A 22527-nucleotide genomic window follows, 5' to 3' on the forward strand; every position below is an offset into this window, starting at 1 on the left:
GACAAAAGGAAAGAAGGGTTGTTCTACTGTAATAGACAACCCTCAATCAGCTCTATGCTTTCTGAATGAAAAATGTAATGACGCCAGCCTCTTCAGATTGATCTAAAATGATATGGCCTCCAGCTTTTGACCAAGCAGGAATATCCGCTAAAGCTCCTTTATCCGTCACCTGAACTTCTAAAACTTCCCCTGGCATTAGGGTATCTATTGCTTTTTTTGTCTTCACAATAGGCATTGGACATGAAAGGCCTTTTGCATCTAGTTGTAAACTTGATTTCATCATAATCTCCTTCGACTCGGCAAAGGTTGTAAGCGATTTTGCCGGTTCTTCTTGTTCTATATCTCCATGAAGGATGAGCGCCTTCAATTCACGAAATTTACATGCAACAAGCATACATGCATACTCATTGCACTTTAGCATGCTTTATCGTACAGCACAGCGATTTGGTCCAATTTCCATCTCTGTTTGCTCATCTAACGCAGGTGTTATTTTCCCCATATTCACCTGACGGATTTCTTGATAGGCATTTGGTTGTGGAGGTAATTCATCTGTTACCACACGTCTAAATTCTTCTTCATGTTGAATATTTAAACCATGGTTTTGTACAAATAAATCCCCTAGTCGTTTCGCAACCGTTCCATCTTCATTCAGCTCATCAATAATCATAAAATGTGCTGGTAAGACAATAAGGTCATCAGACAATTCTCGATAACGCTTGTAAAGAGTGTCTCGTAAATCCCCAACCCAATCATCAGCAAGGCCAGCTAAATCAGGACGTCCGATTGAATCGATAAATAAAATATCTCCTGTTAATAAATATTTGCTGTCAACAACAAATGAAGTAGAGCCAATTGTATGGCCCGGAGAATAAATGGCTCCTACGTCTATTTTTGATGCTCCGATTTGAACATTTGTTCCATCAGCTAACGGAGTATATTGGAACACAACTTCCTCAGCGTCTTTAGGTGGCAAATAATAAGTTGCGCCTGTCATCTCTGCGATATGGCGACCACCCGAAATGTGATCAGCATGTAAATGTGTATCAAAAACATGTTTAATTTGGACGTTTTTATGCTCTGCAAAGTTTATAAATACATCTATAAAACGTACAGCATCAATAATAGCTGCTTCACCTTCAGAAAGGACCATATAAGACAGACAACCCTTTCCTAAACGAACAAATTGATAAAGCTCGCCTCCACCTGTTAAATCGCCAACTTTGATCGGCTCTAGATACTCACTCCAAGATTTCATACCTCCAGCTAAGTAAGCAACATCACGACCTGCTGTTGATAACATCTCAGCAATCATCAATGATGACCCCTCTTTAGCACAAACCACTAATACTTCTTTATCAGCTGGGATTTTCGGTAAAATAAACTCAATACCATCTAACAGTTCAAAATACGGTATATTTAAGTACTCAAAACGATGTCCATCAATTTTCCAATCTTCGAATGCATCCGCATTACGAACATCTAAAATAAACAACTCTTCATTGTGAATAACCTTTTTAGCTACTTGTGATGCGCTCCATTTTCGAATTGACATCTCTTTACCCCCATCGGTATTATTTTTATGTTTTTTATAGCAGAGAGGGGTGTCCTCTCCGCTTTTATAAGTAGGTCACTAGAATGTAAGTGACGGTGCTGCGTCTTTCGCGAATTCAAGGAATGTTACAGCTCCTCCCACTTCAATCCCCTCAATGAAATCTTCAGTAGTTAAACCCATTACATCCATCGTCATCTGGCAAGCAATAAATTTCACACCTAATTCTTGTGCCATCTCCACTAGTTGAGGAATAGCTGGCACATTTGCTTTTGTAAAGCCTTCTGCATAATGTTCTGCTCCAGCTGGCATTGGTAATGCATGCATACCTTGCTTATGAATTAGATTCAGGCCTTCAAATGTAAAGAAGATAGCTACCTCTTTCTCAGAAGCTGCTGCAGCTGTTGCGATATTGAACACCTTGTACGCATCAAATAAACCACCGTTACTTGCAATGATTGCTACTTTGTTCGACATAATAAAATTCCTCCAATTTAAATGTTTTTTGTTAAATCGCCTGCCCAAGATATCATACCTGGTAAGACGTTAAATACTTTCGTAAAACCACGTGTAGCCAGCTTTTGCGCAGCCATGTCACTGCGTTTTCCAGTACGACAAATAACGTATATCTCCTGCTCTTTATCAAGCTCAGGAAGTCGTGCTTCCAGTTCGCCCATTGGTATCGATTTTGCTCCCGCAATATGCCCAAAAGCGAATTCCGCTTCCTCACGTACATCAAGAATTAATCCTTTACGACTTGTGATTTGCTCTAGATCAATTGTTTGTTCAAATGTCATTTCTTCTATTTGGTCATTTGTACATTTACGAATATAATGTTTTAGCACACCATCATCTTCTAAAGTACCAATATACTGATGACCTACAGTTTCAGCCCATGCTGCAATATCAGCTTTTGACCCTTTATCTGTCGCAGCTACTTCTAAAATTTGACCATCTACTAAATCAGCCATCGCTTTTTTTGTTTTCACAATCGGCATTGGGCAAGAAAGACCCTTGGCATCTAGCTGAAAATCCGCCTTCATACTTCCCACATCCTTCATATACCTACACAGGTATTATTTTATTCAAAAAAAAATAGATATAATCTATAACTGTACTTTGCCCTCCCAAGCTAACATACCACCAGTCATGTTAGTTACGTTAAAGCCATTACTTTCTAATATTTGAGTAGCCCGAGCACTTCGTCCGCCTGATCGACAAACCATAATATACGACTCCCTCTTATTTAATTCATGTAGCCGAAACTCTACTAAACCTAGCGGGATATGAAGAACGCCTGGAATGTGACCATCCTCTACTTCATCTACCTCTCGCACATCAATAAGATTCAGCTTCCCTCCTTGCTCCATCGTTTGCTGCACTTCTTTGGCTGTAATTTCTTTCATTTTTTCTCCTCCTAGTATGCACTCATTCCACCACGAACATTGGAAACACGCTCAAAGCCTTGCTTTTTCAGTTGCTTACAAGCCTGACTACTTCGCATGCCACTTTGACAAATAACTATGATTTCTTTATCCTTCGGTAGTTTTTCAAAGCTCGATCCAAGCGGAACATTTTTAAATTGGGAGATATGCCGACCTTTATACTCAGCAGGCGTGCGTACATCGATAAATAGCTTATCCTTATCATCCAGCATATCTTTTAATTGGGCTGTAGAAATTGATTGAACGCCCTTTATTGGCTTCATTCGCCAAAAGAAAAAGGCTGCGATAAGCGCAATAATAATCCATATTTCCATATGATCTGTCCTCCTTTTATACGATTATGGGTATATCCAAGTTATCGACTTTTAACGACCAAATCCATTGCCTCTTGGATAGCAGCATTCATTTTTTCAGCATTACCTTCAGCAGTCGATACACAATCTAATAAATTTTCACTAACAATGACACCAATCGTCCGGTCAACAGCAGAACGCACGGCAGATAGCTGTGTAATCACATCTTTACAACTTTGACCTTCTTCCATCATGCGTAAAATACCACGCATTTGACCTTCCATACGCTTCACACGGTTTGCAGTGTTTGGACCATATGCCATTCTGTTACGCCCCCTTTCAGAACGATTGATTGGATTTCCTTACGAGATTCATATTATACCCCTATAGGTATATTGTCAATATGAAAGCTTCAAACTTTTTTATCGTGCTACAATTCCGGGGTACAATGTTCTCCCCATTGCGTTAACCCCGTCTATCTGCTTCCTTATTATTTCAACAAAAAAACCCTGCTACGAGTTATTACTCATAGCAGGGAATTCATTTTTTATTTAGCTAATTGCATGGCTGGTCCAAAGAATTCATAGTGAATTTTTTCATCTTTCACGCCAATTTCCTGTAAATTTTTAATAACCGCTTCCATAAAGCCTACAGGGCCACATACATAAACATCTGCATTATCAGCTACTTTTTCAGCTAGTAATTCTTTTGTAATAAGCTTGTCTTCATCTGAGTATAAAGCTGTATATGATGCATTCGGTAATACGTTTACTTTCTCTTGAATGTCATCACTGAACGCTACAACTTTCTCATTACGAGCACATTGGATAAAGTTCACTTCATTCGCTGCATTATCATTTAAAGATTGCAACATACTGTTTAAAGGTGTTACACCGATACCGCCACTTACAAATGTAATTGGTGCAACCGTTTCTTCTAACACAAATAATCCAGCTGGAGCACTTACATCTACTAAATCTCCAACTTGTAAGTGATCGTGAATATAATTCGACACTTTACCATTTGGCGTATGATCGCTTTCACGTTTCACCGAAATACGATAGCCATCTTCTGCACTTGCTTGTGAAAGTGTATATTGACGGTTCATTAAATACTCTTCTCCTGGCACTTTCACTCGAATGGAGATGTATTGACCTGGTTCATAAGTTGGTAGAGGTGAACCATCTTCATTTACAAAATAGACAGAAGTTACTAAGTCACTTTCCACAACTTTTTTCGCCACTTTTAATGGTTTAAATAGACGCCACCCACCATTGTTCACAGTTTTTTGGTATAACTCTTCTTCTACTTGAATGAAAATATCTGCGATAACGCCATATGCCTCGGCCCATGCACCAATAATGTCATCAGTTGCTGCATCACCAAGTACTTCTTTAATCGCTTTTAATAAGTTTTCCCCAACGATTGGGTAATGTTCAGGTAGAATTCCTAAACTACGGTGTTTATGTGCAATAAGCATTACTGCTGGTAAAATTGCTTCTAAGTTTTCAATATGAACTGCTGCAGCATAAACAGTATTAGCTAGTGCTGTTTGCTGACGACCTTGCTCTTGGTTCGTGTGATTAAAAATATTCAGTAGTTCTGGATGAGCTTGAAACATATTTTTATAAAACGTCTTTGTGATTGCAACACCATGAACTTCTAATACAGGTACTGTTGCTTTAATGATTTGAATTGTTTCTTGTTTTAACATATCGCTTACCATCCTTTCGTGATTACAATATAACGCTTTCATTCTCTTAAAGCAATATATAAAATACATCTTTAACAAAATAGACATATTTGATGTATTTTAAATACATCTTTAAAAATAGGTTGAAGATATTATACTTCAATGTAAAAATGCTATAATTATTTTGAATTATAGAAAGTAGGGTGTTCGGATGCGCTTAACTTTATACACGGACTACTCTCTGCGCACACTTATCTATTTAGGCGCAAAGGAAGATGGTCAATTATCAACTATTCAAGAGATCTCAGATGCTTATAATATATCGAAAAACCATTTAATGAAGGTGACACACCAGCTTGGGTTATTAGGTTACATTGAAACAATTCGTGGACGCGGTGGTGGTATTCGCCTTGCTATCGATCCAAAAACCATTACCATTGGTGAAATTGTGCGTCATACAGAAGAGGATTTTCATCTTGTAGAATGTTTCGATAAAGAAAATAACCTATGTAAAATAGCTCCAGAATGTCAATTAAAAGGTGTGCTGTATGAAGCTTTGCAAGCCTATTTGAACGTGTTAGATCAATACACCTTGGACGATTTCCTTCATTCTAAGGAAAAATTAATGGCTCTACTGCTCGGTAAATAAAAATGCCCGCTCAACATTTGTTGAACGGGTATTTTTTATGAAGTTGCTTATAATTGCTTTGAAAAGAAAATCATATCCAATGCACGAATACCATTTTCATAAATTGGTTCTGGATAATGACTGAAGAAGTCCTTTTCAATAGCTTCCATGCGAAAACCTGCTTTTTGATAAAAAGCGATATTATCGATACTTGAGTTCGCCGTTCCAACCAACACCGTTTGATAACCATCCTTTTGGCACTTTTCAGTGAGTTGTCGCAAAATCTCTTTGCCTATTCCCTTCCCTTGATACTTTGGTACAATAGCAATATTTTTCAATTCAATTGTAGTATCGGTTTGAGGAACGACCAATGCCACTCCCACCAGCATTTCTCCACAATTAATTTTATATAATGTACCCGTATCTAAATATTTCCGAACCGCCACTTCACTTTCATCCGCTAATAAAAGCTGAGGTAAAAAAGCTTCTCTGTCTCCTTCTACCTTCTCTAGTGATGTTCGATAACGGACATAATCTTCTCGTTCAAAAACATTTAATACACATGGTTGCTTTTCCTTCACTTCTAACCAAGAATGCTCCTCAGGATAATCTTTTTCCACCCCTACTCGAGCAAAAGGTAGCTTTTCTTGGGCTTTTTGTGAACGGATATTAACCTTCCGTGCTCCTGCAAATACACGTGATAATCCCAACTCAAAAAACGCAATATCTAAGATAGCCTTTTTTGCTTCAAGATTATAGCCCTTCCCCCAAAATTGATAGCCAAGCCAAGAGCCGATATGACAGCTCTTTTTATGATGGTCTATAAACATCAGAGATGTAACACCAATGACTTGCCCCTCCTCATTTAAAACCACACGAGGAACGGTTTTACCTTCTTCTTCATCTATACGTTCACGCTTAATAAAATGAATCGTGTCTTCTACCTTGCCAGCAGGTAAGCCAAGGGCATCACGAACCTGTGGCATAGAAGACAACGCATGCATAGCCTCGGCATATTTGATATCGTGTCTCACTAAAGTTACCGTCATCTTCTATTCTCCTTTATTTCTGTTAACTATACATTTTCTTTATTGTAAAGCTTACGAAAAACTTTTTCATCGATTGGAACATACATAAAATGTAATAATCTTTGTAGCCTTACAAACTACTTTAAATAAGGGCAACAAAAACTACAACCAAACGAGTTATAAAAAAGTTTACTTTATTAATGCATTCATTATTCCTTTCTATAAAAAGATCAACTGTATTTTATGCATTACTCGCTTTGCAACATTTCATTATAAAACACTTATTGTAAAATATATAATTTTTTCCACAAAATTTTTGACATGGTATTTTTGTAATGTTATCACTTGTTGGAATTTAATTCAAAATTAAGAAGTAAACTGAAGAAGTATTTTGGTAAGTTAGCTTCTGTAGCCTAAGCTACAACTATTGTCGGTGGTGGATTCAGTATCAATGCTAGTGCTTCTGAATTAGAAACAAATGCAATAGGAAATACATACGAGGTTCCTGCACCAGCTTTAGAAGAATCAATTAACTCAACAGATGAATTTAAAGTTACAGTTACTTTTGTACCTGTGGATGGAGAAGAGATAGGTTTCCAACCTCGAGATGCTACACATGAAATATTTGTTGGTCAACCATTCAAAATGCAGGGTACCCACCATCTACTTTTATACGGAATGAATGCTATCGAACTTAAAGGGAATCTGGCTATTGGTAAAAATGTAGGTACAGCTCAAGTTAAAGCTTTTAAATCAGATGGATCTGTCCTTGGCGTTTATACTTTTGTAGTAATTAGATAATTTGAAATACTAGATAGTAGAGAAAGTGAGCTTTGTCTCACTTTCTCTACTATTTTATTTTTGTGAATTAATAGGTAGTGTAACCTCTAGTTCAGGAATATATTGAATCTTTGGTTCACCATTTTCATCCATTTGAAATGCACCCATTTCATTTTCATCAAAGAGGTATATATACGGCTTAAGGGTTATTGTTTTTGGAACAGATTCAAACGGGTTGTACCGAGAATCCGTAATCTTATCGCTTCCATTCGTAGCATGCCAACCATTACCACCAATTAATTTGAGTTTGCGACCTTGATCATCAAAAACATCTATACCCATCGTTAGTAAAGGTAGTGTGAAAGTTGAGTTATCCATTAAAACGAGTCTTGTAGTTATTCCTGTTGTTATTGGTGTCAGTTGAATCTGTTCAACAGTAAAATGTATATTATCGTATTTCCTACTTACATTAGGTTGTAAGGTCACATAGTCTTCAACTTTATTTTTCACAGGAATATCAATTTTCAAAGGATCTTCTATGCCATTTATTGAAGTAGATAACGTCAAATCAAATTGCTCGGGGAAAGAAGCTCCTCCCTGATTATTCAAATCTGAAAACTCAATAATAGCAGAATCTTTATCTTTACCATTGTGTATCATAGGATGAACAGAATTAGAATCATTCGCAGCAAAAGAATCAACAGAATTACCATTTATAAACAATTCGATATCACTGATTTGTTCTATTAAATTTCTTTTTGAAAATTCACCTTCTGTTTGAAGACGTTCAATAGCAATTGAAACACGTGTACCGTCATACACTACTTCAGATACACTTAATGTAAAGCCATCTTTAGTAACACTTGTATGGAGTTTCGTTGAGAGCCCTTTTTCATCAGCAGCTTTCAGGCCAAGATCACCCGTAAGTTTAAAAATAGATGATAGTAAAGGAACTTCTTTTATAGTGGCAGCCATCGTTGGTGAAATTAAGCTAGTGATAAATAACAGACTTAAAATCATTGCTGCAGAGGCTGTCATCATCATCACTCTTTGGCGCATTTTCTTATGGGTTCTAAAACTTTCTGGCTGCTTTGAGTTACGTTTATTTTCATATTTGTCCATTGTCTGATTTACCAAATCCACTTCCAGAGGTGTTTCCCGAATAAACCTTTCTATCTGAGTTAACTCCTTATCCTCCAGTTTTGAACGAGTGTCCATAAATATCCCCTCCTAACATATTTTCCTTCATCAATTTTTTACGTAATCGTTCATACTTTTTTCTTACTGTGGCTGCTTTCATATCCATAATGGCAGCAATTTCATCAAAGCTATACTCCTCAATAGAACGAAGTAATAAAATCCTTTTTTCATCTACATGTAAGTTTTCCAATAGCCTATGTACCATTTCATCATATTCAGGTATCGGAGCTTGCGTCTGCTTCACCTGTTCTTGCTTCAGATTTAGCCAAAATTTATAGCCCTTATTTTTGGCTTTTATGACATCAATACAATGATGGTGGGCAATTTTATAAAGCCATGCTGACAAGGAAACCGTATAAGAAAATTTATGAATATTTTCTAATCCTTTAATAAAAATATCTTGTGAAGCATCCTCCGCCTCCTCTTTGGTTCCTAGCATATAGTAACAATAAATATAAATTTGCTTTTGAAAACAACGAATGATTTCTGCATAGGCACGTGTGTCACCTGATTGAACTTGCTCCACAATGGATTGAATATCTATATCAGCCCGCTCTTTTGATTGATTTAGTGCAGTCAAAGTTGTTCCCCCCTTTCCAATCTATATAACTGAAATTAATAGAAGTTTGTGACACTAGAAAAGAAATTTTAAAATTATTATTTAGATCCTGAATGTCATCGGGTTACTTAGAGAAATCTTTTATTTCGTACCATTAAAGCTGTTTCTTCCCTTCCTCGCCTATATAACTGAAATCAACAGCCATTTGTGACACATTAAAAAAATTTTTTCACAAAAATAAAACGCTTAAGGGTATCCTAAGCGTTTAAGGCTCACTATTTTATTTTGTAGCTTGTTATAAACCCTTTAATGATTGGGATCAATACACCTATCAATACAATGGGTAGGAACCACCAGCCTAATGAATTTACCTCACCAAGACCAATACGAACCATCTGAACCGATATAAAAGCAAATAAAATGAGACAGATATTCTTCACTTCATTTAGTATTTTTCTGCTATTCAAATAAAATGCTTTTACATTACTTTCATTTAAACGTGCTGGATAATTATGCATATGAGGTGCTTTTTCTAGCAGGCCCATTACAATCCATAAAAATAAACCGATGAATGGAAGAATAAATAATTCAATTTTTGAACCCCAGCGATCAACCTCACCCATCCCATTGAAATGACCAGGTATTTCGTCAGGCAACTTCCCCCATGCCAATATAATATAAAAGATGGATAAAATAAATATACTACCACCAATATAGTCCCATATCTTTTCTGATCTTGTTTTAGGTAACTTTAAAATTGGCCTAAACATTTTCTCCACCCCTGTTTTTTTCCTTTACTGCTTCTACGTTATGACTACTATTAAAGTTTCAAAATTTATGAAAATTGACTTAATATTCAACATTCACCATTAACTATCCCTATTATTAGTAGCATTATAGCTATAAAATCTACTTTTTTTATTACTTCATATATTAATAATACCCATTTTCAAACTACTAATTACAGTAGAAATACTCATAATACTTTGTAAAATCCATATAATCTGATATAAATGATATATATACATATTTCATTATTTTGTAACATTTCTACTAATTACTGAGAAAGGATATTTCAACTATGCGATTTACTATCTACAAGAAATTATTACTCGGTTTTTTTATAGTTATTTTAGTACTCGTTACAACAATCGGCTTAAATATAAAACAGCTTGATTCTGTGAATAAGACCTATCGTACATTACTGGAGGAACAAACTACTAAATCTATAAGTATTCAGGAATTACGGGTGATTGCAAAACAGGAAATTGTCAGCATGCGTGGTTACCTACTACTTGGAGACAAACAAAATTTTCAAAGCAATCAAGCCTCACGCGAGGAATTTAAACAAAAATCAGAAGAATTAATGGCTACTTTGGATTCAGAAAAATCAATTAAGCTACTTGAAGCTATTAATAAAAGTGAGCAAAGTGTTCAACAATTTGCAGATCGTATGTTTGACTTAAAAGCTGCTGGAGAAACAGAAAAGTACGAAAAATTGGACAGCACTCAAGGACGCTTAATTATTAAACAATTCGACGAGCGTGTTGAAAACCTTTCTAATTATCAAAATGAGTATGTTGAAGGAAAAATGGCTGCTACATCAAGCCAAATTCAAGATATCAAACTCCAAATGATGCTTCTTGGGGGCTTTGCTGTTATCATAAGTCTGATAATTGCTATGGTGGTTGGTAGTCTAATGTCTCGCCCAATTAACGGCATGGCCAAGGCTGCGAAAAAAATAGCTGAGGGTGACTTAACAGCTGAACAAATTCGTATAAAGAATCGTGATGAAGTGGGTGATTTAGCGCTTGCTTTTAATCAAATGGCTGCAAATTTAAAGGATTTAATTACGAATGTACGCCAAAACACTGTACAAGTAAGTGGTTCTGCTGCTGAGTTAACAGCCAGTGCAGATCAAACTATACAGGCTACAGAGCAAATCACTTCTTCTATTCAAGAGGTTGCTAGTGGCTCAGAGGCTCAAGGGAAAAATGCAACTGAAAGCTCAGAAGCCATGAAAAACATGACCAAAGGTATACAACAACTAGCTTCTACTACTGCGGCTGTTTCTGAACTAGCAATTGAGACAAATTCAGAGGCTAAGAAAGGGAATGATTCTTTACATCGTGTAATATCTCAGATGACTACAATCAATACGGCTGTCTTAGAGTCAGCAAGTGTTGTTAAAAATTTAGACGGACATTCCATTGAAATTGGTAATATCATTGGCATTATTACAGATATTGCAGAACAAACAAATTTATTAGCACTTAATGCAGCAATTGAAGCAGCCCGTGCAGGCGATCACGGACGTGGCTTTGCAGTCGTTGCAGATGAAGTGAAAAAGCTAGCAGAGCAATCAAAAAAATCCGCTGAGCAAATCGCTACCTTGATTTCTGAAATACAGCAGGATACAAACCGTGCTGTAACGGTGATGGATACTGGTACTCAAGAGGTTCAAATTGGTATGCAAGTAGTGAAGGTAGCAGAAGAAGGTTTCTCTAAGATTGTTGAGCTTATTGAGCAAGTATCCATGCAAATTCAAGAAGCAACGACAGTGTCTGAGGAGATGTCCTCCAGTGCAGAGCAAATTTATGCTTCCTTTGATGAAATCGCAACTATTGCCCAAATGTCCTCATCTAATTTACAAAATGTTGCCTCTGCTTCCGAAGAACAATTAGCTACTATCGAAGAAGTAGCAGCTTCAGCAGCAACACTTTCAAATATGGCAGAAGAGCTTCACACGCAAGTCTCTCGTTTTAAGGTAGAATAAAAAACTGCTCGTTTTCTTTAGGTTTATAGCCTCTAGAAAATGAGCAGTTTTTTCATGTTTTATGTATTTCTATTTGCTATGTTTCCGCTATACTTTTCGCCTAACATCTCAAGCATCTCAATAACAGCAGCTTCCTCACTCGCAACTTGTAAAGAGGCCTTTTCACGTACCTGATGCCCTCCTACACAAACACTTTCCTTAGCTTTCAAAAACATAGAAGCATCGTTTGCATCATTGCCAAAGGCGATAAACTCTCCTGCCTCAACACCCAATTTAGATAAGCCATTCCACTTGTCAATGCCATAAGGGCTTATATCCACTATATTTTCTGATGTATGCTCATATAGACAAACAGGAAGCTTTTGTAGCTCAGATAATACAGCATCAACATTCTCACCAGGAAATAAAACAACTTTTACTATGTCTCTAATATCCTGCAAGGCTACCTTTTTAGCTGCTTTTAAAGGATCTATATTTTGGTAAATCGGATGATCCTCACTACCTGTATAAGCATAATCCCAATGACTATCTACTAGGTATGGTAATTGAAAAGCTGTGATAACCTGGCGAATTGCGTCAGCTACTTCTGTAGTAAATGCTGTTACCTCAATTGTTTCACCATCACGAGCAATAAATGCGCCATTCCCACCTACCATTGGATATTTTCGCATCGATTCCGGTAATACAGGTAGTAGATCACGTATCGGTCTGGCTGAGGCAAAAATGACTTCATGTCCAAGCCGTCTACATGCCTCCAATGCATTAGTGATCTCTTCACTTAATGGCTTACCTTTAAAACAAATAGTACCATCTAAATCAAAGACAAATTTCATGATTTTCCTACCTTTCATATGCTAACTCACTTCATTATTATCTCACAGAAAATACATTTTTTAGTGCTTTGTTCTACACTTCACTAAATATCAAATATTTAATAAAATAGACATTACTTAAGACAGAATTAAATAAATTTTTAGAATATTATTGACAGGAAGTTAATATCCAAGTAATATTGCTTTCAACAACACATTGCAGGCCAAGATTGGAAATAGTAAAAGTGGTTGTGTACTTGTAGAGAGCCGATGGTTGGTGTAAATCGGTAGGCACACATTTTGAACTCGTCCATGAGCTACTCCCTGAACTTTTTAGTAAGGGATGTCGGTTTCCCCCGTTAACAGGATAGACAGTGATAGCTGTCGATAAGGGGACTTTTTCTATAAAGAGAAGGTCAATTAGAGTGGTACCGCGAGCATAAACTCGTCTCTATTTTTACATAGAGACGGGTTTTTTTATTTTTTAATGACTTATTGGCCTACGTGTAAATTTTAGATACTAATCACTAAAAAGGAGTGTTTGAAAATGGGAAGAAAAATTTGGGTGTTTGATACAACTTTACGTGATGGCGAACAGGTGCCTGGAGCAAAGCTAAATCTTTATGAAAAAGTAGAAATTGCACAGCAGCTGAAAAAATTGGGTGTTGATATTATCGAAGCTGGATTCCCTGCTTCTTCACAAGGTGATTTTGATGCCGTCAAAGCTGTAGCTGAAAAGGTTGGCAACACAAACGACATTATGATTACAGCATTAGCACGTGCTGTAAAAGCTGACATCGATGCTGTCTATAATGCTGTGAAATACGCTCAAAACCCGATGATTCACATGGTACTAGGAACATCTGATATTCATGTGGAGAAAAAATTCAGCAAGTCAAAAGACCAAATTTTACAAATTGGCGTGGATGCTGTGAAATACGCTAAAACATTATTACCACAAGTTCAATATTCCACAGAGGATGCATCTCGTTCTGACTTTGAATATCTTTGGAAAACAATTGAGGCTGTTATGAGAGCTGGCGCAACCATGATTAACGTTCCTGATACGGTAGGCTTTGCAGAGCCAGAGGAATTTGGAGAGATGATTTTTAAATTAAATGACCGTATGAAAAACTTAGACGATAGCGTTCTTTTAAGTGTTCATTGTCACAATGATCTTGGAATGGCAACAGCTAATACGCTAGCTGCTATTAAAAATGGTGCAGATAAGGTAGAGTGTACAATCAATGGTATCGGTGAACGCGCAGGTAATGCTGCATTAGAAGAAGTTGTCATGGCACTTAAAACTCGCAGCTCCGTCTACAATGCCGAAACGCGTATTAATACAAAAGAAATTATAAATACTTCACGTCTTGTTTCTAGCTTTATGGGCTTAGATGTACAGGTCAATAAAGCCATTACAGGAGATAATGCATTTGCCCATTCTTCTGGTATTCATCAGGATGGTTTGTTAAAATCTCGTGATGCTTATGAAATCGTCCATCCTGAGGATGTTGGTCTTGATGATATGGAGCTAGTACTAACAGCTCGCTCTGGTCGCCATGCAGTGAAAAATGCTCTTGAAAAATTAGGGTTTACTAATCTTTCTACAGAGGAATTTGAGGGTATTTTTGAAGGATTCTTAAAGCTTGCCGATGCGAAGAAAGAAGTATACGATCACGACTTATACGTTATTGTTGAAAGCTATTATGAAAAACATGATACCAATAATAAAAATGCTACACATTATAGTGAACAATTCTTTGATTTCGATGATCTACAAGTCGTCAGCAATACAAGCTTCCCTTCTGCAAGTGTTAAGGTTCGTAAAGGCGGCGAAATATTTAAAGCTAGTGCAGTAGGCTCTGGCCCAATCGATGCCCTGTATTCAGCCATTGCAGAAATTACAAATATGGATGTAAAACTAGTGGAATATAATATCAATAGTGTTTCACGAGGCAAAGAGGCTTTAGGTAAAGTAAAAATTACGATTGAACACGAAGGCGAAAAGTATATTGCAAAAGCAGCGGATACAGATATTCTTAAGGCAAGTGCTCTAGCCTATATTAATGCGATCAATAGCATTGTAGTGACAAAATTAACACCTGTTATGAATTAAATGAAAATAGCAAAGCAGTATGGCCCATGAGTCATACTGCTTTTTCAATCCTAGTGACTATCCCTAACTAATTTTTGATATTCCTCATCAATTCGTTCAATATCAAGACGTTCAAACAATGGCGTCACCTCTTGAATTAATTGAGGCAGCTCTACTTGCTCATGCCACATCATTTCATTTATACCTACCATGTTTCTTACTTTCTTTGCTGAAAACGGTAAGAAGGGATGCAGCAGCTGTCCTAAATTCGCAATGATATAGACGCAAGTTGCTAATGTACGATTACATGCCTCTACGTTTTCTTTTACCTGTAGCCATGGCTGTTGTTCATCAAAATAACGATTAGCTCCGCGAATATACTCAAAAATGGACTCTAACGCCTGTTTGAAATGGCCACCTTCGATAAGAATACCCGCTTCATTAAACAATTGTACGGTTTGTTTTCGAATGTCGCTATCCACCTCAGCTTGTGGAACCCGACAAGCAAATGATTTCTCAATAAACTTCAATGTACGGTTTACAAAATTACCATAGGCTCCGAGTAGTTCACCATTATGGCTATAAATAAATTCCCGCCATGAAAAATCAGTATCACGATTTTCTGGCGCATTCATCGTTAGGAAGTAACGAATAGAATCCGCATCATAACGACTTAAAATATAAGGAACCCATACAGCCCAATTCTGACTAGTAGATAATTTGCGTTTTTCTAATGTTAAATACTCATTTGATACAATATGGGTAGGTAATGCCTTAGATCCAATTCCCATTAAAATGGCTGGCCAAATAACTGTATGGAATGGAATATTATCCTTTCCATGTACATAGTATGAAATGGTCTCTTCATTCCATAAATCTTCAATGGCTATTTGATGCTCTTTTGCCCATTCTAAACTTGCTGTTAAGTACCCTGCTACAGCTTCAATCCATACATATATTTTTTTCCCTTCAAAACCTGGCACTGGAACATCTATGCCATTCGGTAAATCTCTTGTTACTGCTCGGTCAGGAACTCCTTCTGCCAAGTATCGCTCCGTTAACCCTAAAGCATTGTCTCGCCAGCGTTTCTCGGCTTTCGCTTGAGCTAAATAGGACTCCAATCTTCCTTGAAATTGACTAAAGGTAAAATAAAAGTGCTCCGTTTCCCGAATAACAGGTTCATTCCCACAAATTTTGCAGCGCTTATCAATTAAATCCAATGGGTCTAAAATTTCTGAGCAGTTATCACATTGATCTCCTCTTGCTTTCGCTCCACAATTTGGACAGAGCCCCTCAACAAATCGATCTGGTAGGAATTGCTTATCCGTCTCACAGTAAGCCTGTTCAATTTTCTTTTTGTATAAAAAATTGTTAGCCAGTAGCTGTAAAAAAAGGGCCTTAACGGATTCATGGTGGTGCTCCGCATCCGTTCTTGTGTACAAATCATAGGTAAATCCTAAATCATGAAAGCATCTAGTAAATTCATCATGATAGTGATTGGCAATAGCCTCTGTCGTTGTATTCTCTTGCGCGGCACGAATAGAAATAGGTGTACCATTACAATCACTGCCTGATACATATAAAACCTGCTCACCCTTTTGTCGGTAATATCTAGCCAAAATATCACCTGGTAATAATGCGGCAACATGCCCTAAATGCAAAGAGCCATTTGCATACGGCCAAGCGCCTCCAATAACAATCGTCATTCTAAATTGCTCCCCTCACAGAAAAAATGGTAAAAAAAATCGCCCTAATCAAATCTGATTAGGACGAGTATACCCGTGTTACCACCTATATTTACAAATAGCTCACACTATTTGCCTCTATCAGTACGTCTCCATTCAAAAAGAGAGATACTGCCGCTGTTGTAACGAGTGCCCATCTCGTCGTAATCTACTGGCTAAAAAGCTTTCGGTACGAAGCTCAAAGGTCATTTTCAAAAGGGTTCATTTACCTCATTTCCACCAACAGAGGCTCTCTACAAAATGTTAATCCAATTTACTTTTCCTTTTCAATGCTTTGTCTATAGGATTGGCACTATTTTACGCCTTCTTGTGAGGAAATGCAATGATTGTCGTTAAATCGTCCCTTTTTTTTGATACACTTTCGTGCGTTAATCTAAAGTAACATTTACCAATGCAGTTAAATCATCGATCACTATATCTGCTTTTTCTAATTCCCTGTCTTGTGCAAAGTCAAAGCGAACGCCTATCGATAGTAACTGATTATCCTTTGCAGCTTGGATATCCGAAGAACGATCTCCTACCACTGCTCCGTACTCAATTTTGTTTTCATCTACAACTCTTTTAACCAGATCTGATTTATGCCCACTTGCAATAGCTTGAATGCTATAGATTCCCTTTATAAAACGCTCTAACTGATAGGTTTCAACGATTGCTTGTAAATAGTCGACCTGTCCATTGCTCGCTATGTATAACGGATAATTCTCTGACAATGTTGCAAGGGTTTGTTCAGCATGTGGATACAATGCACCCTTATGTCCACGTATTTGCTCAATCAGCTTTACATGGAATAATACATTGCTCTCTTCTCGTATCTCCAGCGTATGCATAGGGCATAATGTTTCCCACACAACAGGTAAAGGAACACCCATTATTTCTCGATATTTTTCTATCGGCGTTTCGCCCTGCCATAAGCCACTTGTCCGCAGCACATCAAATGTTGCATCGAGCGCAGGCTCTAAAATAAGATTGGTTTGAAATAGTGTGCCATCCATATCAAAAATAAACGCTTTATTCATAGAATCACTCCTTCATTAATTATCAAAAAACGCCATATGCGGCTTTTCTTGCTTATAATAATCCAAACGATCTTGCAAAGTTCCTGTATGAAACTCAAATTTATGACCATCTGGGTCCGTAAAGTAAATCGATTTTTTGTCCTTCTCATCTCTTTGTCGACCTGCTAAAATATTGACCTTTAGTTGCACCAATTTGTCATACATCTTATCAAAGTCATCTTCCGCGATTGTGAAGGCAATATGCGTATAGGACTGATGGATGTCATTGCGCGGTATATCCTTCTCAACATTAAGAGCGAGCCACAGCCCATTTACATCAAAATAGGCTGTGCTGTTCCCCTTTACTAGCAACTTGGCATCGAATACTTTTTCATAAAATGTGATGGATTCCTCTAGATTAGATACTGAAAACAGTAAATGATTGATGTTTTGAATTGTCATAGCTGTACTCCCAATGTTTATTTTTTTCCCTTTTTCATTCCCTTAGCTATTTGCTTCCACTTGCGTTGCTCCTCAAGTTTTGCCTGGGTATTTGCTTTGCGCTCCATGTAAGCCAATTCTCTTTGCAGCTTAAAATAACTTTGTAGACGATATTGATCTAAGTCCCCATCTACAATAGCTTGCTGGACAGCACAATAAGGCTCTTTTTGATGCGTACAATCACGATAACGACAAGCTGTTGCTAGTTCCTCAATATCTTGAAAGCTTGAAGCTAAACTATCACCTTGATCCCACAATTGAAACTCACGCATCCCTGGCGTATCGATTAAACAGCCACCAGCAGGCAATACTACTAGCTCTCGATGGGTCGTTGTATGACGTCCCTTAGCATCATCCTCACGAATACCTGCTACTTTCATCAGTACCTCACCACATAAGGCATTTGTTAATGTGGATTTTCCTGCTCCTGAAGACCCCAATAATGCTCCAGTGACTCCCTCTGTGAATAACGACTGAATTTCCTTTAGACCTTCGCCGGATAGAGCACTCGTTACAAAAATATCTACACCAAAGGCTACAGACTCCACTTCTTGCACTAAGCTCGAAACATCCTCGCACAAATCTGCTTTTGTCAGGACAATAATAGGCTTTGCACCTGAATCCCAAGCGGCCACTAAATATCTCTCCAAACGTCGAATATTAAAATCAGCGTTCAAGCTCATAACAAGTAACACGATATCGACATTTGATGCGACAATCTGTTCTTGAATTTCCGTTCCTGCAACTTTACGTGAAAATACAGATTTTCGTTGCAATAGCTGATGAATAATTGCGCGTTCCTCACCGGGCATTTTCTCTACTAGCACCCAATCACCAACTGCTGGATAGTCCTCTCGAGCTAAAGACGTATACGCATAATGACCAGCAATTGTCGCCAGCCATTCTCCCTCCTCAGCTAACACGCGATAAGAATGCTTATGCTCTAAAGTAACCCTTGCAGGCACACAATTTTTTAATTTAGCCTGTTCTTTCATTTCTATCATTTGCTCTTGAAAATATGTTGTAAAACCTAATGTTGTTAATTTCAATTTATTTTCCTCCTAAACGTGCATATCAATGATGCCTCAGCGAAAAATTCTATGTCATCCGCAAGAGGCCATATCGCAATTTAGCATTTTTTAAACTACGATAAAAAAACCTTGTAGCTGCAATTCGGCAGTTACAAGGTTTCACAGGCACGTTTAAAAGATACACAAATACCCCGAGTTATAGCACGGCGTCATTTTGTATATTTTAGGCGTGTGAAATTGAACAAACCGAATTGCAGTTCGCTAATTACAGATCTATTCATCATGTCACATCACCTACTTTCCATTTAGTTGTTATCAATATAGCTAAATTTTCATAAATTGTCAATTATAATATTATAAGCATTTATTCCAATCATCCACGCATACAATGAAAAAACCACTAAATGCGAGGAGATGTTGAGTTGCCTAAAATCATTTCAATTAGCACATATCAACCACCTTTCACATTACAGCAAGAAAACGCAGAGAAACTAACGAAAGAGCTTTTCTATGCAAAAATTCCAAAACTAGAGCGCTACTTAAAGGTTTTTGAAAATGGTGGCATCGACACACGTCATTTTTGTGTGCCACCCGAATGGCATCGTACGAATCACTCCTTTGAAGAACGTAATAATTTATATATTGAGTTAGCTACACAATATAGTGTAAGTGTCATCCAATCTTGTTTGGAAAATAACTCCTTTTTATTCACACCTATTTCTTCTGAAGAAATTGATGCCATCATTTTTGTTAGTAGTACAGGAATTTCAACACCTAGCATTGATGCACGTGTTATGAACAAGCTTTCTTTTTCAGATCGACTGAAACGTATTCCTTTATGGGGACTTGGTTGTGCAGGAGGAGCTGCTGGTGTAAGTAGAGCCTATGATTTTTGTAAAGCCCATCCACAAGCAAAGGTACTTGTCGTTTGTGTCGAGTTATGTAGCCTCACTTTTCAGCCAAATGATTTTTCTAAAAGCAATTTAATCGGTGCTTCCCTTTTTGCAGATGGTGCGGCATGTATACTTGTTTGTGGAGATGAAGTCGCTATCGAAACAAAAAGACCAATCCCTGATATTCTAGCTACAGGTTCTAAATGGATGCCAGATTCAGAAAATGTGATGGGTTGGGATGTAAAAAATAACGGGCTTCATGTTATTTTTCAAAAAAGTATTCCTTCCATTATTACCAATTGGCTCGGACCTTTCATTGAACAATTTTTAATGGATCAAGGACTGTATAGCGAACAACTTACTCATTTCATTGCGCATCCTGGAGGAAAAAAGGTATTAAAAGCTTATGAAGATACACTTTATTTATCTCCCCAAAAAACCGACATTTCTCGGGAAATATTGCGGCAACGTGGCAATATGTCGTCACCAACAGTGTTATATGTATTAGAGCAATTTATGTTACATGAAGGACAAGTGGAGGATACAGGCTTGCTCGTAGCTCTTGGCCCTGGTTTTTGTGCAGAAGCTGTATTATTAAACTGGAGGGAGTAACATGATCTTCTATCTTATTTTTACCCTTGTCGTTCTACAAAGATTGACAGAGGTTGTCATTGCTAAGCGCAATGAAAAATGGATGCTTTCACAAGGAGCCTATGAAGTAGGTGCTTCACACTATCCTTATATGGTTGCCATGCATATTAGCTTTTTTCTGTTTTTAATGGTGGAAATCACTACAAATAACAACGGAATCTCGCCCTTATTTCCATTATTTTTTATATTATTTATAGCCGTGCAGGCATTACGGATCTGGTGTATTCGTTCTTTAGGAACTTTTTGGAATACAAAAATTCTCATTTTACCTGATGCACAAGTTGTTCGTAAAGGGCCATATGAATATATGCGCCACCCTAATTATGCGGTAGTTTGTTTGGAAATCCTTTTACTACCTCTCATGTTTCAGGCTTACTTTACGGCATTTTGTTTTACATTATTAAATATTACAATGCTTTCTGTACGAATACCTATAGAAGAAAAAGCATTACGAGATGCTACTAATTATAATCGTGTATTTCAAAAGAAGATTTCGGAGTCTTAACCGAAATCTTCTTTTCCTCTTTAATGCCATTCCCAGTTAAATGGGTCTTGTAGTCGCTCCCAAGGGGCATGAAACTCTTCCTCTGTTAACAAACAGCTGTCCAACTGTTTGGTGATGCTTTCTCGATCTAGATCAATGCCAATAATAACAAGTTGTGTCATTCGATCTCCGTACTCTTCATCCCAATCTTCCAATACTTCAGAGCTTTGCTGGAATACATCCTGCTGCTGTGCTTGTGGTAGAGCTGCTACCCAATAAGACACAGGTTCAATTTTTGCAGATGCCCCCGCTTGTGATAATAATAGCGCAACATCCTGATGTCTTGCACTCCAAACAATCCCCTTCGCTCGCACTATTGAATCTGGCATATTATCACACCACTCTACAAAGCGCATCGGATGGAACGGTCTTTTACGTTTATAGGTAAAGGAAGAGATCCCGTACTCCTCTGTCTCTGGGGTATGATTTTCATGACCAAGCTCCAACTCCTTTAACCAACCAGCTGATTCGGAGACACGTTCAAAGTCAAAGCGTCCTGTATTTAAAATTTCAAGTGGGTCGATAACACCATTTGTTGTACGTATTAGCTTCGCCTCAGGCTGTAATGCACGTAAAATACGCTCTAATCGCTCAAGCTCCTCTGCTGATACTAAATCACACTTATTTAAAATAAGGACATCACAAAATTCAATTTGATCAATGAGCAGGTCCGCAACATCGCGCTCATCTAATTCACCAACCGCTTCCTTCCGTTCCAATAAGCTTTCTCCTGACTGAAAATCATGCCAAAAGCGGTGTGCATCTACGACAGTGACCATCGTATCTAATTGACAAAACTTTGTTAAATCAATGCCGAGCTCCTCATCTAAATAACTAAATGTTTGTGCAACTGGAATCGGCTCGCTAATCCCCGTCGATTCAATCAAAATATAATCAATATTACCTAGCTTCGCAAGGCGTTCCACCTCCTGCAATAAATCCTCTCGTAATGTACAGCAAATACAACCATTGGAAAGCTCCACAAATTTCTCTTCTGTACGCGATATACCACTACCATTTGCGATAAGCTCAGCATCAATATTAATTTCACTCATATCATTCACAATAACAGCGACACGTAAATCCTTTTTGTTTTGCAATACATGATTCATCATTGTTGTCTTACCAGAACCCAAATATCCACTCAATACCGTAACAGGAATTCTCTTTGTCATTACTACAACTCCTCAAATCGTAATCATTACTATTTACAATTTGTAATTAAATCATATAACTTTTGAAAATGCAAAGCTTTTTATTACTTGTAAAAATAAACTTGACAATATCCTGTGAGAAATATAATGTT

The 22527-nt window shown here is 37.4% G+C and carries 24 protein-coding genes and 2 other annotated features; of the genes, 6 read left to right on the top strand and 18 right to left on the bottom strand.

Annotated elements, in window-relative coordinates; genetic code table 11:
- Positions 1–52: 52 nt before the first annotated feature.
- From MHB40_RS23230 to hmpA, 8 genes are all read right to left on the bottom strand, one after another.
- Positions 53–283, bottom strand: coding sequence for a sulfurtransferase TusA family protein (locus MHB40_RS23230; protein ID WP_205447170.1), 231 nt, complete (start codon positions 281–283; stop codon positions 53–55).
- A 141-nt stretch (positions 284–424) separates the two neighbouring features.
- The gene (locus MHB40_RS23235) at positions 425–1552 is read right to left on the bottom strand and encodes an MBL fold metallo-hydrolase (RefSeq protein ID WP_342441860.1); all 1128 of its coding nucleotides are present in this window, start codon (positions 1550–1552) and stop codon (positions 425–427) included.
- A gap of 78 nt (positions 1553–1630) precedes the next feature.
- Positions 1631–2026: a DsrE/DsrF/DrsH-like family protein gene (locus MHB40_RS23240; protein ID WP_048394137.1), complete on the bottom strand. Its 396-nt coding sequence runs from the start codon at positions 2024–2026 to the stop codon at positions 1631–1633.
- Between the two features lie 17 nt (positions 2027–2043).
- Positions 2044–2592, bottom strand: a complete 549-nt coding sequence (locus tag MHB40_RS23245; RefSeq protein WP_342441861.1) for a sulfurtransferase TusA family protein — start codon at positions 2590–2592, stop codon at positions 2044–2046.
- A 63-nt stretch (positions 2593–2655) separates the two neighbouring features.
- Positions 2656–2955, bottom strand: a complete 300-nt coding sequence (locus tag MHB40_RS23250; RefSeq protein WP_342441862.1) for a rhodanese-like domain-containing protein — start codon at positions 2953–2955, stop codon at positions 2656–2658.
- Between the two features lie 11 nt (positions 2956–2966).
- The gene (locus MHB40_RS23255; RefSeq protein WP_342441863.1) at positions 2967–3308 is read right to left on the bottom strand and encodes a rhodanese-like domain-containing protein; all 342 of its coding nucleotides are present in this window, start codon (positions 3306–3308) and stop codon (positions 2967–2969) included.
- A gap of 41 nt (positions 3309–3349) precedes the next feature.
- Positions 3350–3610 carry a metal-sensitive transcriptional regulator gene (locus MHB40_RS23260; protein ID WP_016992895.1) on the bottom strand — a complete coding sequence of 87 codons (261 nt, stop codon included), beginning with the start codon at positions 3608–3610 and terminating at the stop codon, positions 3350–3352.
- A 224-nt stretch (positions 3611–3834) separates the two neighbouring features.
- Positions 3835–5001, bottom strand: coding sequence for an NO-inducible flavohemoprotein (gene hmpA / locus MHB40_RS23265; protein ID WP_205445981.1), 1167 nt, complete (start codon positions 4999–5001; stop codon positions 3835–3837).
- A gap of 190 nt (positions 5002–5191) precedes the next feature.
- Between hmpA and MHB40_RS23270 the strand changes: the two genes are divergently transcribed.
- Entirely contained in the window at positions 5192–5629 is a 438-nt protein-coding gene (locus MHB40_RS23270) for an Rrf2 family transcriptional regulator (protein ID WP_004231845.1), read from the top strand.
- Between the two features lie 47 nt (positions 5630–5676).
- On the opposite strand, the gene MHB40_RS23275 is transcribed toward MHB40_RS23270, so the two are convergent.
- Positions 5677–6657: a GNAT family N-acetyltransferase gene (locus tag MHB40_RS23275; protein WP_342441864.1), complete on the bottom strand. Its 981-nt coding sequence runs from the start codon at positions 6655–6657 to the stop codon at positions 5677–5679.
- A 552-nt stretch (positions 6658–7209) separates the two neighbouring features.
- Here MHB40_RS23275 and MHB40_RS23280 point away from each other — a divergent pair.
- The gene (locus MHB40_RS23280) at positions 7210–7437 is read left to right on the top strand and encodes a hypothetical protein (RefSeq protein WP_342533528.1); all 228 of its coding nucleotides are present in this window, start codon (positions 7210–7212) and stop codon (positions 7435–7437) included.
- A gap of 54 nt (positions 7438–7491) precedes the next feature.
- Here MHB40_RS23280 and MHB40_RS23285 read toward each other — a convergent pair whose 3' ends face one another.
- From MHB40_RS23285 to MHB40_RS23295, 3 genes are all read right to left on the bottom strand, one after another.
- Positions 7492–8634, bottom strand: a complete 1143-nt coding sequence (locus MHB40_RS23285; RefSeq protein WP_342441865.1) for a DUF4179 domain-containing protein — start codon at positions 8632–8634, stop codon at positions 7492–7494.
- Positions 8606–9196 (bottom strand): RNA polymerase sigma factor, encoded by a 591-nt coding sequence (locus MHB40_RS23290; RefSeq protein ID WP_342441866.1) that lies wholly within the window; start codon positions 9194–9196, stop codon positions 8606–8608. The genes MHB40_RS23285 and MHB40_RS23290 overlap by 29 nt, the downstream gene beginning before the upstream one ends.
- Positions 9197–9450: 254 nt before the next feature.
- A complete protein-coding gene (locus MHB40_RS23295; protein ID WP_342533529.1) occupies positions 9451–9945 on the bottom strand; it encodes a DUF1648 domain-containing protein in 495 nt (164 codons plus the stop codon).
- 311 nt (positions 9946–10256) lie between these two features.
- Here MHB40_RS23295 and MHB40_RS23300 point away from each other — a divergent pair, with 311 nt between their 5' ends.
- Positions 10257–11951 (top strand): methyl-accepting chemotaxis protein, encoded by a 1695-nt coding sequence (locus MHB40_RS23300; protein ID WP_342441868.1) that lies wholly within the window; start codon positions 10257–10259, stop codon positions 11949–11951.
- A 59-nt stretch (positions 11952–12010) separates the two neighbouring features.
- Here the strand turns inward: MHB40_RS23300 and MHB40_RS23305 are convergent, their stop codons facing one another.
- Positions 12011–12784 carry an HAD-IIB family hydrolase gene (locus tag MHB40_RS23305; RefSeq protein WP_342441869.1) on the bottom strand — a complete coding sequence of 258 codons (774 nt, stop codon included), beginning with the start codon at positions 12782–12784 and terminating at the stop codon, positions 12011–12013.
- Between the two features lie 196 nt (positions 12785–12980).
- Positions 12981–13219 (top strand) — a binding site (T-box leader).
- A 91-nt stretch (positions 13220–13310) separates the two neighbouring features.
- Here MHB40_RS23305 and MHB40_RS23310 point away from each other — a divergent pair.
- The gene (locus tag MHB40_RS23310) at positions 13311–14882 is read left to right on the top strand and encodes a 2-isopropylmalate synthase (RefSeq protein WP_342441870.1); all 1572 of its coding nucleotides are present in this window, start codon (positions 13311–13313) and stop codon (positions 14880–14882) included.
- A gap of 50 nt (positions 14883–14932) precedes the next feature.
- Here MHB40_RS23310 and metG read toward each other — a convergent pair whose 3' ends face one another.
- The 4 genes from metG to rsgA all read right to left on the bottom strand — a co-directional run bounded on the left by metG (position 14933) and on the right by rsgA (position 19151).
- A complete protein-coding gene (metG, locus tag MHB40_RS23315; protein ID WP_342441871.1) occupies positions 14933–16567 on the bottom strand; it encodes a methionine--tRNA ligase in 1635 nt (544 codons plus the stop codon).
- Between the two features lie 56 nt (positions 16568–16623).
- Positions 16624–16885, bottom strand: a binding site (T-box leader).
- Positions 16886–16974: 89 nt separating this feature from the next.
- Positions 16975–17622 (bottom strand): HAD hydrolase-like protein, encoded by a 648-nt coding sequence (locus tag MHB40_RS23320; RefSeq protein WP_342441872.1) that lies wholly within the window; start codon positions 17620–17622, stop codon positions 16975–16977.
- Positions 17623–17637: 15 nt separating this feature from the next.
- The gene (fosM, locus tag MHB40_RS23325) at positions 17638–18063 is read right to left on the bottom strand and encodes a FosM family fosfomycin resistance protein (protein ID WP_205445992.1); all 426 of its coding nucleotides are present in this window, start codon (positions 18061–18063) and stop codon (positions 17638–17640) included.
- Positions 18064–18080: 17 nt separating this feature from the next.
- Positions 18081–19151: a ribosome small subunit-dependent GTPase A gene (rsgA, locus tag MHB40_RS23330; protein ID WP_342441873.1), complete on the bottom strand. Its 1071-nt coding sequence runs from the start codon at positions 19149–19151 to the stop codon at positions 18081–18083.
- Positions 19152–19555: 404 nt separating this feature from the next.
- On the opposite strand from rsgA, the gene MHB40_RS23335 reads away from it, so the two are divergent.
- Positions 19556–20638 (top strand): 3-oxoacyl-[acyl-carrier-protein] synthase III C-terminal domain-containing protein, encoded by a 1083-nt coding sequence (locus MHB40_RS23335; protein WP_342441874.1) that lies wholly within the window; start codon positions 19556–19558, stop codon positions 20636–20638.
- Between the two features lies 1 nt (position 20639).
- Entirely contained in the window at positions 20640–21182 is a 543-nt protein-coding gene (locus MHB40_RS23340) for an isoprenylcysteine carboxyl methyltransferase family protein (protein ID WP_205445995.1), read from the top strand.
- A gap of 20 nt (positions 21183–21202) precedes the next feature.
- Here the strand turns inward: MHB40_RS23340 and MHB40_RS23345 are convergent, their stop codons facing one another.
- A complete protein-coding gene (locus MHB40_RS23345; protein WP_342441875.1) occupies positions 21203–22396 on the bottom strand; it encodes a GTP-binding protein in 1194 nt (397 codons plus the stop codon).
- Between the last annotated feature and the right edge of the window lie 131 nt (positions 22397–22527).

It is taken from the genome of Lysinibacillus sp. FSL K6-0057, assembly GCF_038630885.1.
GTDB lineage: Bacteria > Bacillota > Bacilli > Bacillales_A > Planococcaceae > Lysinibacillus > Lysinibacillus fusiformis_F.

What these genes read in the sequence shown, in the direction of transcription:
- MHB40_RS23230 (WP_205447170.1), bottom strand. Translation starts at nt 283, where the DNA reads ATGATGAAATCAAGTTTACAACTAGATGCAAAAGGCCTTTCATGTCCA.
- MHB40_RS23235 (WP_342441860.1), bottom strand. Translation starts at nt 1,552, where the DNA reads ATGTCAATTCGAAAATGGAGCGCATCACAAGTAGCTAAAAAGGTTATT.
- MHB40_RS23240 (WP_048394137.1), bottom strand. Translation starts at nt 2,026, where the DNA reads ATGTCGAACAAAGTAGCAATCATTGCAAGTAACGGTGGTTTATTTGAT.
- MHB40_RS23245 (WP_342441861.1), bottom strand. Translation starts at nt 2,592, where the DNA reads ATGAAGGCGGATTTTCAGCTAGATGCCAAGGGTCTTTCTTGCCCAATG.
- MHB40_RS23250 (WP_342441862.1), bottom strand. Translation starts at nt 2,955, where the DNA reads ATGAAAGAAATTACAGCCAAAGAAGTGCAGCAAACGATGGAGCAAGGA.
- MHB40_RS23255 (WP_342441863.1), bottom strand. Translation starts at nt 3,308, where the DNA reads ATGGAAATATGGATTATTATTGCGCTTATCGCAGCCTTTTTCTTTTGG.
- MHB40_RS23260 (WP_016992895.1), bottom strand. Translation starts at nt 3,610, where the DNA reads ATGGCATATGGTCCAAACACTGCAAACCGTGTGAAGCGTATGGAAGGT.
- hmpA (WP_205445981.1), bottom strand. Translation starts at nt 5,001, where the DNA reads ATGTTAAAACAAGAAACAATTCAAATCATTAAAGCAACAGTACCTGTA.
- MHB40_RS23270 (WP_004231845.1), top strand. Translation starts at nt 5,192, where the DNA reads ATGCGCTTAACTTTATACACGGACTACTCTCTGCGCACACTTATCTAT.
- MHB40_RS23275 (WP_342441864.1), bottom strand. Translation starts at nt 6,657, where the DNA reads ATGACGGTAACTTTAGTGAGACACGATATCAAATATGCCGAGGCTATG.
- MHB40_RS23285 (WP_342441865.1), bottom strand. Translation starts at nt 8,634, where the DNA reads ATGGACACTCGTTCAAAACTGGAGGATAAGGAGTTAACTCAGATAGAA.
- MHB40_RS23295 (WP_342533529.1), bottom strand. Translation starts at nt 9,945, where the DNA reads ATGTTTAGGCCAATTTTAAAGTTACCTAAAACAAGATCAGAAAAGATA.
- MHB40_RS23300 (WP_342441868.1), top strand. Translation starts at nt 10,257, where the DNA reads ATGCGATTTACTATCTACAAGAAATTATTACTCGGTTTTTTTATAGTT.
- MHB40_RS23305 (WP_342441869.1), bottom strand. Translation starts at nt 12,784, where the DNA reads ATGAAATTTGTCTTTGATTTAGATGGTACTATTTGTTTTAAAGGTAAG.
- MHB40_RS23310 (WP_342441870.1), top strand. Translation starts at nt 13,311, where the DNA reads ATGGGAAGAAAAATTTGGGTGTTTGATACAACTTTACGTGATGGCGAA.
- metG (WP_342441871.1), bottom strand. Translation starts at nt 16,567, where the DNA reads ATGACGATTGTTATTGGAGGCGCTTGGCCGTATGCAAATGGCTCTTTG.
- MHB40_RS23320 (WP_342441872.1), bottom strand. Translation starts at nt 17,622, where the DNA reads ATGAATAAAGCGTTTATTTTTGATATGGATGGCACACTATTTCAAACC.
- fosM (WP_205445992.1), bottom strand. Translation starts at nt 18,063, where the DNA reads ATGACAATTCAAAACATCAATCATTTACTGTTTTCAGTATCTAATCTA.
- MHB40_RS23340 (WP_205445995.1), top strand. Translation starts at nt 20,640, where the DNA reads ATGATCTTCTATCTTATTTTTACCCTTGTCGTTCTACAAAGATTGACA.
- MHB40_RS23345 (WP_342441875.1), bottom strand. Translation starts at nt 22,396, where the DNA reads ATGACAAAGAGAATTCCTGTTACGGTATTGAGTGGATATTTGGGTTCT.